Annotated in this window: 16 protein-coding genes and 1 pseudogene; 15 read left to right on the top strand and 2 right to left on the bottom strand. The window is 65.3% G+C overall.

All coding sequences use genetic code 11. The features are described 5' to 3' along the window. Window positions 1-35 precede the first annotated feature (35 nt). Window positions 36-767, bottom strand: coding sequence for a PPC domain-containing protein (locus KF689_09985; GenBank protein MBX3133700.1), 732 nt, complete (start codon window positions 765-767; stop codon window positions 36-38). A gap of 143 nt (window positions 768-910) precedes the next feature. Here KF689_09985 and rpsL point away from each other — a divergent pair, with 143 nt between their 5' ends. The 5 genes and pseudogenes from rpsL (at window position 911) to KF689_09960 (ending at window position 4,476) form a co-directional block, all read left to right on the top strand. After that, window positions 911-1,309, top strand: coding sequence for a 30S ribosomal protein S12 (gene rpsL, locus KF689_09980; protein MBX3133699.1), 399 nt, complete (start codon window positions 911-913; stop codon window positions 1,307-1,309). Continuing rightward, window positions 1,310-1,780 (top strand): 30S ribosomal protein S7, encoded by a 471-nt coding sequence (gene rpsG, locus KF689_09975; GenBank protein MBX3133698.1) that lies wholly within the window; start codon window positions 1,310-1,312, stop codon window positions 1,778-1,780. Between the two features lie 772 nt (window positions 1,781-2,552). Further along, window positions 2,553-3,026, top strand: a complete 474-nt coding sequence (locus tag KF689_09970) for a thioredoxin domain-containing protein (protein MBX3133697.1) — start codon at window positions 2,553-2,555, stop codon at window positions 3,024-3,026. Between the two features lie 82 nt (window positions 3,027-3,108). Then, entirely contained in the window at window positions 3,109-4,371 is a 1,263-nt protein-coding gene (locus KF689_09965) for a hypothetical protein (GenBank protein ID MBX3133696.1), read from the top strand. 3 nt (window positions 4,372-4,374) lie between these two features. Further along, a pseudogene (locus tag KF689_09960) lies at window positions 4,375-4,476 on the top strand (30S ribosomal protein S7). Between the two features lie 100 nt (window positions 4,477-4,576). On the opposite strand, the gene KF689_09955 reads toward KF689_09960, so the two are convergent. Further along, window positions 4,577-5,143: a DinB family protein gene (locus tag KF689_09955; GenBank protein ID MBX3133695.1), complete on the bottom strand. Its 567-nt coding sequence runs from the start codon at window positions 5,141-5,143 to the stop codon at window positions 4,577-4,579. Window positions 5,144-5,797: 654 nt separating this feature from the next. Here KF689_09955 and fusA point away from each other — a divergent pair. The 10 genes from fusA to rpsC all read left to right on the top strand — a co-directional run bounded on the left by fusA (window position 5,798) and on the right by rpsC (window position 13,753). Next, complete coding sequence (gene fusA, locus KF689_09950) at window positions 5,798-7,915, top strand: elongation factor G (GenBank protein ID MBX3133694.1); 2,118 nt, start codon at window positions 5,798-5,800, stop codon at window positions 7,913-7,915. A gap of 82 nt (window positions 7,916-7,997) precedes the next feature. Continuing rightward, window positions 7,998-9,200: an elongation factor Tu gene (gene tuf / locus KF689_09945; GenBank protein ID MBX3133693.1), complete on the top strand. Its 1,203-nt coding sequence runs from the start codon at window positions 7,998-8,000 to the stop codon at window positions 9,198-9,200. A gap of 59 nt (window positions 9,201-9,259) precedes the next feature. Continuing rightward, window positions 9,260-9,568, top strand: coding sequence for a 30S ribosomal protein S10 (gene rpsJ, locus KF689_09940; protein MBX3133692.1), 309 nt, complete (start codon window positions 9,260-9,262; stop codon window positions 9,566-9,568). A 142-nt stretch (window positions 9,569-9,710) separates the two neighbouring features. Beyond that, entirely contained in the window at window positions 9,711-10,394 is a 684-nt protein-coding gene (gene rplC, locus KF689_09935) for a 50S ribosomal protein L3 (protein ID MBX3133691.1), read from the top strand. A 45-nt stretch (window positions 10,395-10,439) separates the two neighbouring features. After that, the gene (gene rplD, locus KF689_09930) at window positions 10,440-11,267 is read left to right on the top strand and encodes a 50S ribosomal protein L4 (protein MBX3133690.1); all 828 of its coding nucleotides are present in this window, start codon (window positions 10,440-10,442) and stop codon (window positions 11,265-11,267) included. Between the two features lie 3 nt (window positions 11,268-11,270). Next, complete coding sequence (rplW, locus tag KF689_09925; protein ID MBX3133689.1) at window positions 11,271-11,558, top strand: 50S ribosomal protein L23; 288 nt, start codon at window positions 11,271-11,273, stop codon at window positions 11,556-11,558. A gap of 4 nt (window positions 11,559-11,562) precedes the next feature. Next, window positions 11,563-12,396 carry a 50S ribosomal protein L2 gene (gene rplB / locus KF689_09920; protein ID MBX3133688.1) on the top strand — a complete coding sequence of 278 codons (834 nt, stop codon included), beginning with the start codon at window positions 11,563-11,565 and terminating at the stop codon, window positions 12,394-12,396. A gap of 15 nt (window positions 12,397-12,411) precedes the next feature. Then, the gene (gene rpsS / locus KF689_09915; GenBank protein ID MBX3133687.1) at window positions 12,412-12,729 is read left to right on the top strand and encodes a 30S ribosomal protein S19; all 318 of its coding nucleotides are present in this window, start codon (window positions 12,412-12,414) and stop codon (window positions 12,727-12,729) included. Between the two features lie 2 nt (window positions 12,730-12,731). Further along, window positions 12,732-13,091, top strand: coding sequence for a 50S ribosomal protein L22 (gene rplV, locus KF689_09910; GenBank protein ID MBX3133686.1), 360 nt, complete (start codon window positions 12,732-12,734; stop codon window positions 13,089-13,091). After that, window positions 13,091-13,753: a 30S ribosomal protein S3 gene (gene rpsC / locus KF689_09905; GenBank protein MBX3133685.1), complete on the top strand. Its 663-nt coding sequence runs from the start codon at window positions 13,091-13,093 to the stop codon at window positions 13,751-13,753. Before rplV ends, rpsC begins: the two co-directional genes overlap by 1 nt. Window positions 13,754-13,763 lie beyond the last annotated feature (10 nt).

Below are 13,763 nucleotides of genomic sequence, written 5' to 3'. Positions count from 1 at the left end.
ATCCGGTGAACAATGCACGCCCCCGGCACGAATGACTACGGCTCGGGATCCGGCATCGTCAGCGTGGCCGTGAGCGTGGCGCCGGAGTATGGCTCGAAGCCCTCGATGCGCAGGTACCAGGTGCCGGCCTGCGGGGCGGCGATGCTGCAGAGCTCGTCGCCGCCGACGGTGAACGACGCGCAGTCATACTGGTTGAGCAGCGGAAAGGTGGAACGGCGCACATACAGATCGGCGTCACCGACGGCGTCGAGCGTGACGGTCAGGTTTTGCACGCCCGGCGGCACGTCGATGCTGAACATCCGGAAGTCGCCCTGGCCGCCGCTGAGGCCGCTGACCGGCACGCCGCTGGTGACGGGGGTGGCCCCCGTCTGCGCAAGGATCTGCGGGATGAGCCGGACGTCGTCATACGCGGTGTACCCATAGACGAGGATGTACCAGTTGCCCGCCGTGGGGGCGTCGATCAGGCACTCCTCTTCGGGGCCGTCCGATTCCGACAGGCAGGTCACCAGCCCGGGCTCCGGCCGCGCGCCATAGCGCATAATCAGGTCTGGGTCGCCCGCGCCTTCGGTGAGGCGCACGCGCAGCGTTCCAGCGCCCTCCGGGACCTCGAGCCGGAACAGCCGCTCGGAGCCCGTGCGCCCCGAGACCGTCACCGACTGGTTGGCCACCAGTTCCACCAACCTCGGGCCCGCGACCTCGTCGGCGCAGGCGGTGACGGCGAGCGCCACGGCGGCGGACGCGATGAGGACCCTCGGGGTGGCGGGCATATGTTCCATATGATACGCCCCCATCGGCCGCAGGTTCGCCCGGTTGACCATCGGCGCTGGTCCGGCTAGCTTCCAAGGCTCTGTTCCGTGCCGCCCGACCGGGCGATCCACGTAGTTACAGAAGTCCGAACACCAAGGGTACGATGCCGACGATCAACCAACTCGTCCGGCAGAGCCGCAAGGCAGTCGTCAAGAAGGATAAGGCGCCGGCTCTGAAGGAGAATCCGTTCAAGCGTGGCGTGTGCACGCGCGTGTACACCACCACCCCCAAGAAGCCGAACTCCGCGCTGCGTAAGGTCGCGCGCGTGCGTCTCGTCAACGGCTTCGAAGTCACCGCCTACATCCCCGGCGAGGGCCACAACCTGCAGGAGCACTCGATCGTGCTCATCCGCGGTGGCCGTGTAAAGGACCTGCCGGGCGTGCGCTACCACATCGTGCGCGGCAAGCTCGACGCCTCCGGCGTCAACGGGCGCAACAAGAGCCGCTCCAAGTACGGGACCAAGAAGCCGAAGGCTGGAGCCCCGGCTGGAGGGAAGAAGTAAATGAGCCGCCGCAAGAGTGCCGTGAAGCGCAGCATCCTCCCGGATGCGCGCTACGACAGCCAGACTGTCAGCAAGTTCATCAACGTCCTGATGTACCAGGGCAAGAAGTCCACCGCCGAGCGCATCTTCTACGGCGCGATGGACGTCGTCGAGGCCAAGGCGCAGCAGCCGGGCGTGCAGGTCTTCAAGCAGGCGCTGACCAACCTCAAGCCGGTCGTCGAGGTGAAGTCCCGCCGCGTCGGCGGTGCCACCTACCAGGTGCCCGTCGAGGTCCGCCCGGACCGCCGCACCGCGCTGGCGATGCGCTGGTTGATCCTCTACTCGCGCGAGCGCAACGAGAAGTCGATGGCCGAGAAGCTGGCCGCCGAGGTCCTCGCTGCCGCGAAGGGCGAGGGCAACGCCATCAAGAAGAAGGAAGACACGCACCGGATGGCGGAAGCGAACAAGGCGTTCGCGCACTATCGCTGGTAAGTCGACGGAAGACGGATGACGGAAGCTAGGCGGGGCGGGCCGATACTACGGTCCGCCCCGCTTTTCTCGGTTAGCTGGGGTACGCTCGTCGAGTCTGAGTCGTGGTGTTCAACGCAACACGTTGGAGGGGAAGGTTCTGATTTCCCGGAAGTGTCTCGGCCTCTGGTCGCGAAGCCAGTTCGCGATGCTGGTGCGCGAGAATCGAAGATCGACCTAGGTCATTGTGCTGGGTCGACCACCGCACACCACTCGAGAAACGCTTGACAGAGTTGGCGCAGAACCTCACCTTCTCGTGTAACTTCTAATTAGGGGGGGGGGGTATGCGAACAGTCCGTCTTCTTTCTGCTCTCGTGCTTGCAATGGCAGCGCTGAGTTTCACCGGTGGCGAGGCAAGTGCGGCGGGATTGGGGAATCCCGGGTGTGGCTCCTGCCAGTACGACTTGGGATGCCCTGTCGGAGCAGCCGCCGAAAATTCCTGCTCGGGGGTGTGTGGCGGCAGCGTCAATCCTTACTGCACTTGGAGCCCGTTCTGCATGGGCGACCCCAGTGGTCAGGGTGGACCAATGCTTGTCTGCTACCCGCCCGAAGTGTGACGAGACTCGAACGAATTCTGACCTATCTCATGGTCGCCGCGGCGCTCGCAGTCGCCGCGGCGACCGTCAGAAGGGAGTTCTTCTCACGGTCCGGCCCAGGCGGTCCCGCGCCACGCGATCGCCAAATTTCTCGTGCCGAATGGGACGGGTTGCTCCGATCGAGTACTCCTCTGGGTCCGGTGACCACCGGACCAACGCTGGTCGTTCTCACTGACTTCCAGTGTCCCGCGTGCAAGACCTTTCACGCGCGACTCGTACACGTCTTCGGCGACCGACTTAGTGCGACTGACGTGCGATACGCACACTTGCCACTCGACTATCACGCGGCAGCACTTCCCGCTGCGAAGTTGTTCGAGTGTGCAGTGCGCTCCGAATCGGTCGCATTGAGACTGGCGGATGTCTTGTTCGCCGTTCAAGATTCCTTGCAAGTGTTTTCACCCGGCGAGCTGCTGCGTCGTGCGCAGGTTTCGAACGCAAGTGGCCCACTGGAGTGCCTTGCTCGCTCCGATTCCGGCCACTTCGAGCGGATTTGGCAAAGCAAGCGCATCGCACAGGAGGTGTCGGTACTTGGCACGCCATCGGTATTCTTGGATGGAAAGCTGCTTGCCTTGCCGCCTGATGAGGACCGGCTCCGCTCCATTTTCGACCGCTAGCTGGTGGCTCGGTCGGTCCGCTCAGGGGCGGCCGCCTCACTGGCGCGGCGGAGTTTGGCTCAGCCTACTCTGCCTTCCTCTTGTGGCGCTCGTGCCGGCGGCGCAGGCGCAGCACAACGTTACGGGCTTTGTCATAGACTCCACGCTGGAGCCACGGCCCGTCGTTGGAGCGCAGGTGATGATTCGCGGTGAGGCGCGAATCGTCGTCACGGACGCCGACGGGAGGTTTGATCTCGGATCGAGACCTCGGACCTCAGGCGGGTTCGTCCTGACGGCCTGGTACGCAGGGCTCGATACGCTGGGCCTTGAGGCGCTCGTACGTGAAGTTCCGTCCAGTTGGGACGGCACGCCCGTTACCCTCTCCACGCCGACACTCGCTGCCCTGCACGTCCAGCACTGCGGCCGCAGCGCTGACAGCGACGAGCGTAGCGTGCTGATGGGGCTCATTCGGAATCGTATCGGTGCACCGAGCCCTGGGCTTGAGGTGACGGCGACTTGGCAGGAGTTGCGGCTGGATCGCGCGGTTCTGGCACGAACCGTGCTTGCGACTGCGGACACGTCGAACGCGAATGGATTCTTTGCGCTCTGCGGCGTTCCCGTCGGCGAGTATGTCGGAGTGGTGGCGTTAGGACCTGATGCCGAGGTTGGCGAACGGAGGGTCACGATTGGAGCCGGAGCGAACTGGATTCGGCTGGTCGCGGCTGCGCCGACGGAGCGGCGTGAGGTCGCCGGCCGAGTCGTGAACGCCCGCACCTCCGTCGCCCTAGAGGCAGCGGAAGTTTCGCTGGGTGGCATCGCGAGCGCCCTCACCGACTCATTGGGCCGATTCCTGATTGTCGCCCCATCTGCCTCCGCTGACGTGGAGGTCCGCGCGCTCGGCTACCAGCCGTTCCGCGTCGCTATCCCAGACAAACTCGAGGAGGAGACGTGGGAGATCCCGCTTGAGCCGGTCACGGCGCTCGACACCATCCGAATCGTGGAGCGGCCGCTGACTCGGTGGCAGGAAGAGTTCGAGGAACGGAGGAAGACGGGAATGGGTCGATTCGTCACGGATTCGATGCTGCGGCGTCTTCCGCGGGTCACGCCGCAGGCCCTTGGTAGCTTGGTGCCCCTCGTGGTTGCGTCCGGTACTGCGGTCAAGATTCGGGGTTCTATGGGCATCTGCGACCCCCGAGTCTTCGAGGATGGTGCGGACTTGGGCCAGATGATTGACGCAACCGAGCGACAAGAACTGCTGAGGCTGCTAGAGCGTGCGAAGCGCATCGAGATCTATGCTGCGTCGTTCGCGCCGCCACGCTTCAATGATTTCGACGGCTGTGGATCTCTGGTTATCTGGACACGCTAGCCGGTGCTCGCCGCCGCGAAGGGCGAAGGCAACGCCGTCAAGAAGAAGGAAGCCACGCACCGGATGGCGGAAGCGAACAAGGCGTTCGCGCATTGTCGCCGGTAATGCGACGGAAGACGGATGACGGAAGCGGGGCGGACCGATACCACGGTCCGCCCCGCCTCTGTTTGCATCCGTCCTCCGTCATCCGTCCACCATCTGGAACTCAGTTACTCCACGGCGGCTTCACGCCATTCGACCGCGCATACGCGATCAGCTGGCCCAAGTGTTCGTGCAGGTGTCCCACCGTCCCCGTCATCGCCTGCAGGCGCGATGCTTGGTTGCCGAACCAGCCGATGTTCTGCGTGATGTTGGCGTCGGTGTTGGTGTTGATCGCGCGGTGCAGGTGCGCGAACGACGCCTCGAGGTCGGCGACAATCTGCGCCTTCGTCAGCCCGCGACGTGTCTCGTATGCGACGGCGGTACCGTAATCGGCGGTGATGCCGGTGGCCGCCGGCGCCGGCGTTCCCATATACACAGGCAGGATGTAGTTGTCGGCGGCGATGTGCTGCAGCACCTCGCCGATCGAGCGCACGCCCTCGGCGGGCCGCCAGGCGTAGGCGGATTCGGGAATCGCGTTGGCGAGCGCCACGACCTTCCGCTCAACGTCCGTGATGTTGCGGTGCATCACGGCCATAAAGCCCTGCTGGGCGCCGACCGACGGGGACGCCACCACGAGCATCGTGAGGGCCGCGGCGAGGCTGCCGAATCTGGCGAGTGCGGGCGGTTGCATTGAACGCTCCGGCGGAATGGGAGAGAAGTGCGGTGCTGAGAATCTGGCGAAACGATAAGGAGTGCGCGCAGTAGGGACAATCGAGCGGCGACGAACTAGACGATAAAGCATTGTGTGGCAATAACTTAGCCGTCATCGCGCATCGGGACGGAGATACTGCGGCTAGCGCCGCCCGATCGTGCGGTGTCTTGGCCGGTACACGGGGCGACCACCTCAGCACCGCAAGTGCTTGTCTCGGCTTGACTTCGCGTCGGAACGGGATACTTTTCTCGGGCTACGGCGATTCGCACCTCGTGTGCGTCGCGTCGTAGTCGGTGTTCGGCACCACTGAACACCCCGGAGCACTGCGTTCCGGACCTATGGGCCCGCCAACGTCGGCAGGAGTGACGCGCGGGGGGAGTGGACAGCCCGATCGATCCCGCCACGAGTTCGCTCGCGGCGCCGCGATTCCCGAGAAGCACGCAGGACAATTCAACGTCAGGGGATAGTCGCTGTTTGCCCCTGGTGCGCCGTGGGTCCCCAGTCGCGCTCGAGTGGCGACTGTACCCGGCGAGTGCGGATGGATACCGGTTCCCCGGATGCTTCACAGGGGGGAACGCCTGGTCCAGCCGCGTTTTTGTTCCCCATACGTCATCTCTAAGCCTTACTGATTCGATGCCTCGCACGACCGACCTGAAGTACTATCGCAACATCGGCATCATGGCCCACATCGATGCCGGGAAGACCACGACGACTGAGCGCGTCCTCTATTACACGGGGAAGTCGCACAAGATCGGCGAGGTGCACGATGGTGCGGCCACGATGGACTGGATGGAGCAGGAACAGGAGCGCGGCATCACCATCACGTCGGCCGCGACGACCTGCTTCTGGATGCGCCACGGCCAGTCGGACAAGAAGGGCGAGGGACCGGAGTACCGCATCAACATCATCGACACCCCGGGACACGTGGACTTCACCGTCGAAGTGGAGCGCTCGCTCCGCGTGCTCGACGGCGCCGTGACCCTGCTGGACTCCGTCGCCGGCGTCGAGCCGCAGACGGAGACGGTGTGGCGCCAGGCGGACCGCTACAAGGTCCCGCGGATGATTTTCTCCAACAAGATGGACCGCGTCGGCGCCAACTTCGAGCGCTGCGTCGAGATGATCCAGGACCGCCTCACGAAGGCCGCCCTGCCGATCCAGTTGCCGGTCGGCTCCGGTGAGCTCTTCACGGGCCACATCGACATCATCGAGCGCAAGCAGTACATCTTCGACAACGAGACGATGGGGAAGACCTTCGCCGTCGTCGACGTCCCGGCCGAGTTCACGGACAAGGTCGAGGCTGCCCGCGCCGCGCTCATCGATATGGTCGTCGAGCACGACGAGACGCTGATGGAGAAGTACCTCGGCGGCGAGGAGCTGACGGTCGAGGAGATCCGCCACGCCATCCGCGTCGCGACCTGCGAGATGAAGTTCGTGCCGATTCTCTGCGGCGCCTCGTTCAAGAACAAGGGCGTCCAGGCGCTGCTCGACGCCGTCATCGACTTCCTGCCGTCGCCCGTCGACGTGCCCGCCATCGAGGGCCACGCGCCGCAGCACGATGACACGATCGAGACCCGCGAGGTGTCCGACGACGCGCCGTTCTCGGCCCTGGCGTTCAAGGTCGCGACCGATCCCTTCGTCGGCCGCCTGACCTTCTTCCGCGTGTACTCCGGCGTGCTCAAGGCCGGCGCCCACGTCTATAACAGCACCAAGGACAAGCGTGAGCGTATCGGCCGCCTGTTGCAGATGCACGCCAACAAGCGCGAGGAGATCGAGGAAGTGCGCGCCGGCGACATCGCCGCCGCCATTGGCCTCAAGGACACACGCACGGGCGACACGCTGTCGGACGAAGACAAGCCGATCATCCTCGAGGCGATGAAGTTCCCGACGCCCGTCATCGACGTCGCGGTGGAGCCGAAGACCAAGGCCGACCAGGACAAGATGGGCATCGCGCTCAACAAGCTGGCGGAGGAAGACCCGACCTTCCGCGTCCACACGGACGCCGAGACGGGCCAGACGATCATCTCCGGGATGGGCGAGCTCCACCTCGAGATCATCGTCGACCGTATGCTGCGCGAGTTCAAGGTCGAGGCGAACGTGGGCCGTCCGCAGGTGGCCTACCGTGAGACGATCAAGAAGCGCGTCGACAAGGTCGAGGGCAAGTTCGTCCGCCAGTCGGGCGGCAAGGGCCAGTACGGCCACGTCGTCATCAATGCGATGCCGGCCGAGCCGGGCCAGGGCTACGTCTTCGAGGACAAGATCGTCGGCGGCGTGATCCCGCGCGAGTTCATCAAGCCGGTCGAGATGGGCATCAAGGAAGCCCTCGAGAACGGCATCCTCGCCGGCTATCCGATGGTGGACGTGAAGGTCGAGCTGGTGTTCGGCTCGTACCACGACGTCGACTCTTCGGAAATGGCGTTCAAGATCGCGGGCTCGATGGCCATCAAGGAGGCCGCCCGCGGCGCGAACCCGATCATCCTCGAGCCGATGATGAAGGTCGAGGTGGTCAGCCCCGACCAGTTCTTCGGCGACGTGCTCGGCGACATCTCGGCCCGGCGCGGCAAGATCGGCGGGATGACGCAGCGCGGCGAGGCCCAGGTGATCGGCGCGACGGTGCCGCTCAGCGAGATGTTCGGGTACAGCACCAAGCTCCGCTCAATGACGCAGGGCCGTGCGGTGTACTCGATGGAGTTCTCGCACTATGAAGAGGTCCCGAAGGCGAAGGCCGACGAGATCATCGCGAAGGTGAAGTAAGTAGCAAGACGGAAGATGGAAGACGGAAAGGCATCGCACTCGCATTCGTTGTAACTCACTACCACCACTTCAGGACGCAACAATGGCCAAGGCAAAGTTTGAGCGGACGAAGCCGCACGTGAACGTCGGGACCATCGGTCACGTCGACCACGGCAAGACGACCACCACGGCCGCCCTGACCAAGATCTCGGCGGACAAGTTCGGCAACACCAAGTACGTCGCCTACGACGAGGTCGCCAAGGCGTCCGAGTCGCAGGGGCGTCGTGATGCCACGAAGATCCTCACCATCGCCACGTCGCACGTGGAGTACGAGACGACCGCGCGTCACTACGCGCACGTCGACTGCCCGGGCCACGCCGACTACGTGAAGAACATGATCACGGGTGCCGCGCAGATGGACGGCGCGATCCTCGTGGTGTCGGCCGTGGACGGCCCGATGCCGCAGACCCGCGAGCACATCCTCCTGGCCCGCCAGGTGAACGTGCCGAAGATCGTCGTGTTCCTCAACAAGTGCGACCTCGTCGAGGACGCCGAGCTCCTCGACCTCGTCGAGCTCGAGGTCCGCGAGCTGCTCTCGAAGTACAACTACGACGGCGACAACGCCCCGGTCATCCGCGGCTCGGCGTCCAACGCCATCGCCGGCGACCCGAAGTGGGTGGCGACGATCGAGGAGCTCTACAACGCCCTCGACACGTACATCCCCGAGCCGACGCGCGAAGTCGACAAGCCGTTCCTGCTGCCGGTCGAGGACGTGTTCTCGATCACCGGCCGCGGCACGGTCGCCACGGGCCGCATCGAGCGCGGCAAGTGCAAGGTCGGCGAGGAGCTCGAGTTCGTGGGCTACAACTCCGACAAGAAGACCGTCGTCACGGGCGTCGAGATGTTCCGCAAGCTCCTCGACGAGGGCTTCGCCGGTGACAACGTCGGCCTCCTGCTCCGCGGCATCGACAAGAAGGACATCGAGCGCGGGATGGTGCTGGCCAAGCCGGGGTCGATCAAGCCCCACACGAAGTTCACGGCCGAGGTCTACGTCCTCACGAAGGAAGAGGGCGGCCGCCACACGCCGTTCTTCAAGGGCTACCGCCCGCAGTTCTACTTCCGCACGACCGACGTGACGGGCGCGATCGAGTTGCCGGCCGGCACCGAGATGGTGATGCCGGGCGACAACATCCAGATGACGATCGAGCTCATCATCCCGATCGCGATGGAGGAGCAGCTGCGCTTCGCCATCCGTGAGGGTGGTCGCACGGTCGGCGCGGGTGTCGTGACCAAGATCCTCGCCTAACAACAATCGGGACCGTGGGGGCGGTAGACGCCGCCCCCCACGGACCCAGTGGAGAATCAATGGCTGGACGTATTCGCATCCGACTCAAGGCATTCGATCACGCCGTGATCGACCAGGCCTCGGCGGACATCGTGCGGACCGCGGAGAAGACGGGGGCCCAGGTCTCCGGCCCGATCCCGCTCCCCACGAAGACGCAGCGCTGGACGGTCCTCCGTTCGCCGCACGTCGACAAGAAGTCGCGGGAGCAGTTCGAGCTGAAGACGCACAAGCGGGTAATCGACATCCTGGATTCGAAGGCAGTGACGGTGGACGCGTTGACGAAACTCGACCTTCCCGCCGGCGTTGATGTCGAGATCAAGGTTGAGTAGAAGACTTGAGACGTGAGACTTGGGACGTGAGAGCGCCGCTCTCAAGTCTCCCGTCTCAAGTCTCAAGTCAGAGTCCTCCGGCATAAGTGGACCAAGCAAGTGGCTCGGCCACGCCGCGACTAACTGAACGAGTGAGCAAGTAATGATTGGCATCATTGGCAAGAAGCTGGGGATGACCCAGATCTTCGACGAAAAGGGGGAGCAGATCCCCTGCACGGTGGTGGAGGCCACCCCGAATCCGGTGACGAAGGTCGTCACGCCGGAGGCGGCGGGCTTCGCGTCCGTGGAGCTCGGCTATGGCGCGCAGCGCCTGGCCCGCGAGTCGAAGAAGGGCGAGCGCACGCCGAAGGGCCGTCGCGCGAACAAGGCGGAGATCGGGCACGCGAAGAAGGCGGGCCTCGAGGCGCCGCCGGCCGTCCTGCGGTCCTTCCGGCTCGACGATGCGCCCGGGAAGAACCCCGAGGTGCCGACGTACAACGTCGGCGACGTGATCAAGGTCGACATCTTCACCCCGGGTGAGATGGTGAAGGTGACCGGGACCACGAAGGGGCGGGGCTTCCAGGGCGTGGTGAAGCGCCACGGCTTCGGCGGCGGTCCGAACACGCACGGCAACACGAAGCATCGCCGTCCGGGTTCCATCGGACCGGGCACCGACCCGTCGCGCGTCATCAAGGGCAAGAAGATGCCGGGCCACTACGGCGCCGAGCGTCACACCCAGATCAACCTGCGCGTCGAGAAGGTCGATGCGGAGCGCAACCTGATCTACATCCGCGGTAGCGTGGCCGGCCCGACCAACGGGATCGTGCTCGTCCGCAAGCAGGGATAACCGATGTCCGAGACCACGAACTACACGGCGTCGGCCTTCACGGCGATGGGCACCCCGCGCGATGCGGTGGCCCTGCCCGAGGCGACGTTTGATGGCACCGTGAATATGCCGGTGATGCACCAGGCGGTGAAGGCGCAGCTCGCCAACCAGCGCCAGGGCACGCACGCCACCAAGACCCGTCGCTGGGTCGTCGGCGGCAACCAGAAGCCGTGGAAGCAGAAGGGCACCGGCCGCGCCCGTCAGGGCTCGACCCGCGCCCCGAACTGGGTCGGCGGCGGTACCGTCTTCGGCCCGCAGCCGCGTGGCTACGAGCAGAAGGTCCCGCGCCAGATCAAGGCGCTGGCCCGCAAGTCCGCGCTCAACGCCCGCGCGCGTGAGAACAGCGTGCTGGTGATCGACCGCTTCTCGTACGAGGCCCCGAAGACGGCGCAGCTGGTCCAGCTGCTGGCCCGTCTCGAGGTCACGCACAAGAAGGCGCTGATCCTGACCGACGGCGTGAAGCCGAACGTCTACCTCTCCGGCCGCAACATCCCCAACGTCGTCGTGCTGCCGTACAGCGACGCCTCCACCTACGACATCCTCTGGTCGGATGTGGTGCTGGTCGAGGCAGGCGCGATTGGCCACGAGCTGGCGCCGGTGGCGGAGAAGGCGGTGGAGAAGGTGAAGGTGGCGAAGAAGAAGGCGTCGCCGGCGAAGGCGGAGGCCAAGGCGGCCAAGGCCGAGGCGAAGGCGCCTGCCAAGAAGAAGGCCGCGGCCAAGAAGGCCGCACCGAAGGCGGCCGCCAAGAAGGCGCCCGCGAAGAAGGCCGCTGCCAAGCCTGCCGCCAAGAAGGCGGCGGCCAAGAAGGCGGCCCCCAAGAAGAAGGGGAAGTAACCGATGCCGACACTGCATCGCACCATCGTGCGCCCGCTCGTCACCGAGAAGTCCTCGGCGGCGTACCAGGAGCGCGGGGAATACACGTTCGAGGTCCATCCGGATGCCAACAAGACGGCCATCAAGCAGGCGATCGAACGCCTGTTCGGTGTGACGGTCACCGGCGTCTGGACCTCGCAGCAGCGCGGGAAGCCGCGGCGCGTCGGCACGTCGGCCGGCCTGCGTCCCCGCTGGAAGAAGGCCATCGTGACGCTGAAGGCCGGCGACGCGATCGAGATCTTCGAGGGTTAAGCCAATGGGGATTCGTCAATTCAAGCCAGTGAGCGCCGCGACGCGTTTCCGTTCGGTCTCGGATAACGCCGAGATCACGCGGAGCACGCCGGAGAAGTCGCTCACCGAACCGCTGAAGAAGAGCGGTGGCCGCGACAACCACGGTCACATCTCGATGCGGCGCCTGGGCGGTGGCCACAAGCGCAAGTACCGCATCATCGACTTCAAGCGCAACAAGCACGGCGTGACCGCGACCGTGCAGCACATCGAGTACGACCCGAACCGCTCGGCGCGCATCGCGCTGGTCGAGTACGCGGACGGCGAGAAGCGCTACATCCTGCACCCGAAGGGCCTGGCCGTGGGCGATACGATCGTCAGCGGCAAGGGCGCCGACGTGCGCACGGGCAACGCGATGCCGCTGCGTGAGGTGCCGCTGGGCACCGCGGTACACAACGTGGAGCTCAAGCCGGGCAAGGGCGGCCAGATGGCCCGTTCGGCCGGGACCAGCCTCCAGGTGGTCGCGAAGGAAGGCGACTACGTGACGCTGCGGATGGCGTCCACCGAGATGCGGATGGTGCACGGGGATTGCCTCGGCACGATCGGCGAGGTGGGCAACGCGGAGCACGAGCTGATTTCCTGGGGCAAGGCCGGCAAGACCCGCTGGATGGGGCGCCGTCCGAAGGTCCGCGGTGAAGTGATGAACCCGGTCGATCACCCGCACGGTGGCCGCACGCGCGGCGGCCGGAACGTGGTGAGCCCCTGGGGCAAGAAGGAGGGCGTCAAGACGCGCAACAAGAAGAAGGCGTCGCAGCGTCTGATCGTCCGTGGCCGGAAGCGCGGCAAGGCCACCCAGAGCTAACAGGGATACGAGACTATGGCACGCTCAATCAAGAAGGGTCCGTTCATCCAGGATGCGCTGCTCAAGCGCGTCGTCGCGATGAACGCGAAGAACGAGAAGAAGGTCGTGAAGACCTGGTCGCGCGCGAGCACGGTGATCCCCGAGTTCGTCGGGCACACGATCGCGGTGCACAACGGGAACAAGTTCATCCCGGTGTACGTGACCGAGAACATGGTGGGCCACAAGCTCGGCGAGTTCGCGCCGACGCGGCTGTTCCGCGGCCACACCGGCAACAACAAGACCGACAAGAAGGCGGCGCCGGCAGCGGCGGCCCCGGCCAAGGGAGGCAAGTGAGCATGACGGAAGCCCGGGCCATCCAGCGGTCGACGCGCCAGTCGCCCTACAAGATGCGGCTGGTCATTGATCAGATCCGCGGCCTGCGCGTGAACGACGCGCTGGCCCTGCTGAAGTTCAGCAAGAAGCACGCCTCGCACGAGATCTCGAAGGTGCTCAACAGCGCCGTCGCGAACGCGGAGCAGGCGGCGCGCAACGCGAACGTGTCGCTCGACGTGGACGCGCTCTACGTCAAGCACGCGATCGTGAACGAGGGTGTGAAGCTCAAGCGGTGGACGCCTGCGGCGATGGGCCGGGCGACGCCGATGCACAAGCGAACCAGCCACGTGGAGATCATCGTGGCCGAGAAGGAAGGTCGATAATGGGACAGAAGACGCATCCGATCGGCTTCCGCCTCGGCGTGAGCACGACGCATCGCTCGAAGTGGTTTGCCAAGAAGGACTTCCCGGCGCTGTTGAAGGAAGACGCGCTGCTGCGGAAGTACCTGAAGGCGCGCCTTGGCGGCGCGGCCATCAGCCAGATCACGATCGAGCGCAAGCCGGGGAAGGCCGTGGTGACCATCCACACCGGCCGTCCGGGCGTGGTCATCGGCAAGAAGGGCCAGGCCGTCGAGGAGCTCAAGACCGAGCTCCAGCAGCTGACCGGCAAGGAAGTGGGTGTGAACGTCGAGGAGATCAAGCGCCCGGAGATCGAGGCGCAGCTCGTCGCCGACAACATCGCCGCGCAGCTGGCGCAGCGCATCTCGTTCCGTCGCGCGATGAAGCGCGCGGTGCAGAGCGCGATGCGGATGGGCGCGGAAGGCATCAAGGTGAAGTGCTCGGGCCGCCTCGGCGGCGCCGAGATCGCGCGCGTCGAGGGCTACCACGAGGGGCGGGTGCCCCTCCATACCCTCCGCGCGGACATCGATTACGCGACGTCGACCGCGAAGACGACCTTCGGCACCATCGGTGTGAAGGTGTGGATCTTCAAGGGCGAAGTCATCGAGGGTCGTCGAGGCAACTCGACGTACTCCTCGGACGCCTGAGGAGAGCTGA

The organism is Gemmatimonadaceae bacterium, from assembly GCA_019637355.1.
In the GTDB taxonomy this organism is placed as follows: domain Bacteria; phylum Gemmatimonadota; class Gemmatimonadetes; order Gemmatimonadales; family Gemmatimonadaceae; genus Pseudogemmatithrix.
Note: the sequence above shows the minus strand (reverse complement) of the source record. Positions and strands in the feature narration are given on the sequence as shown.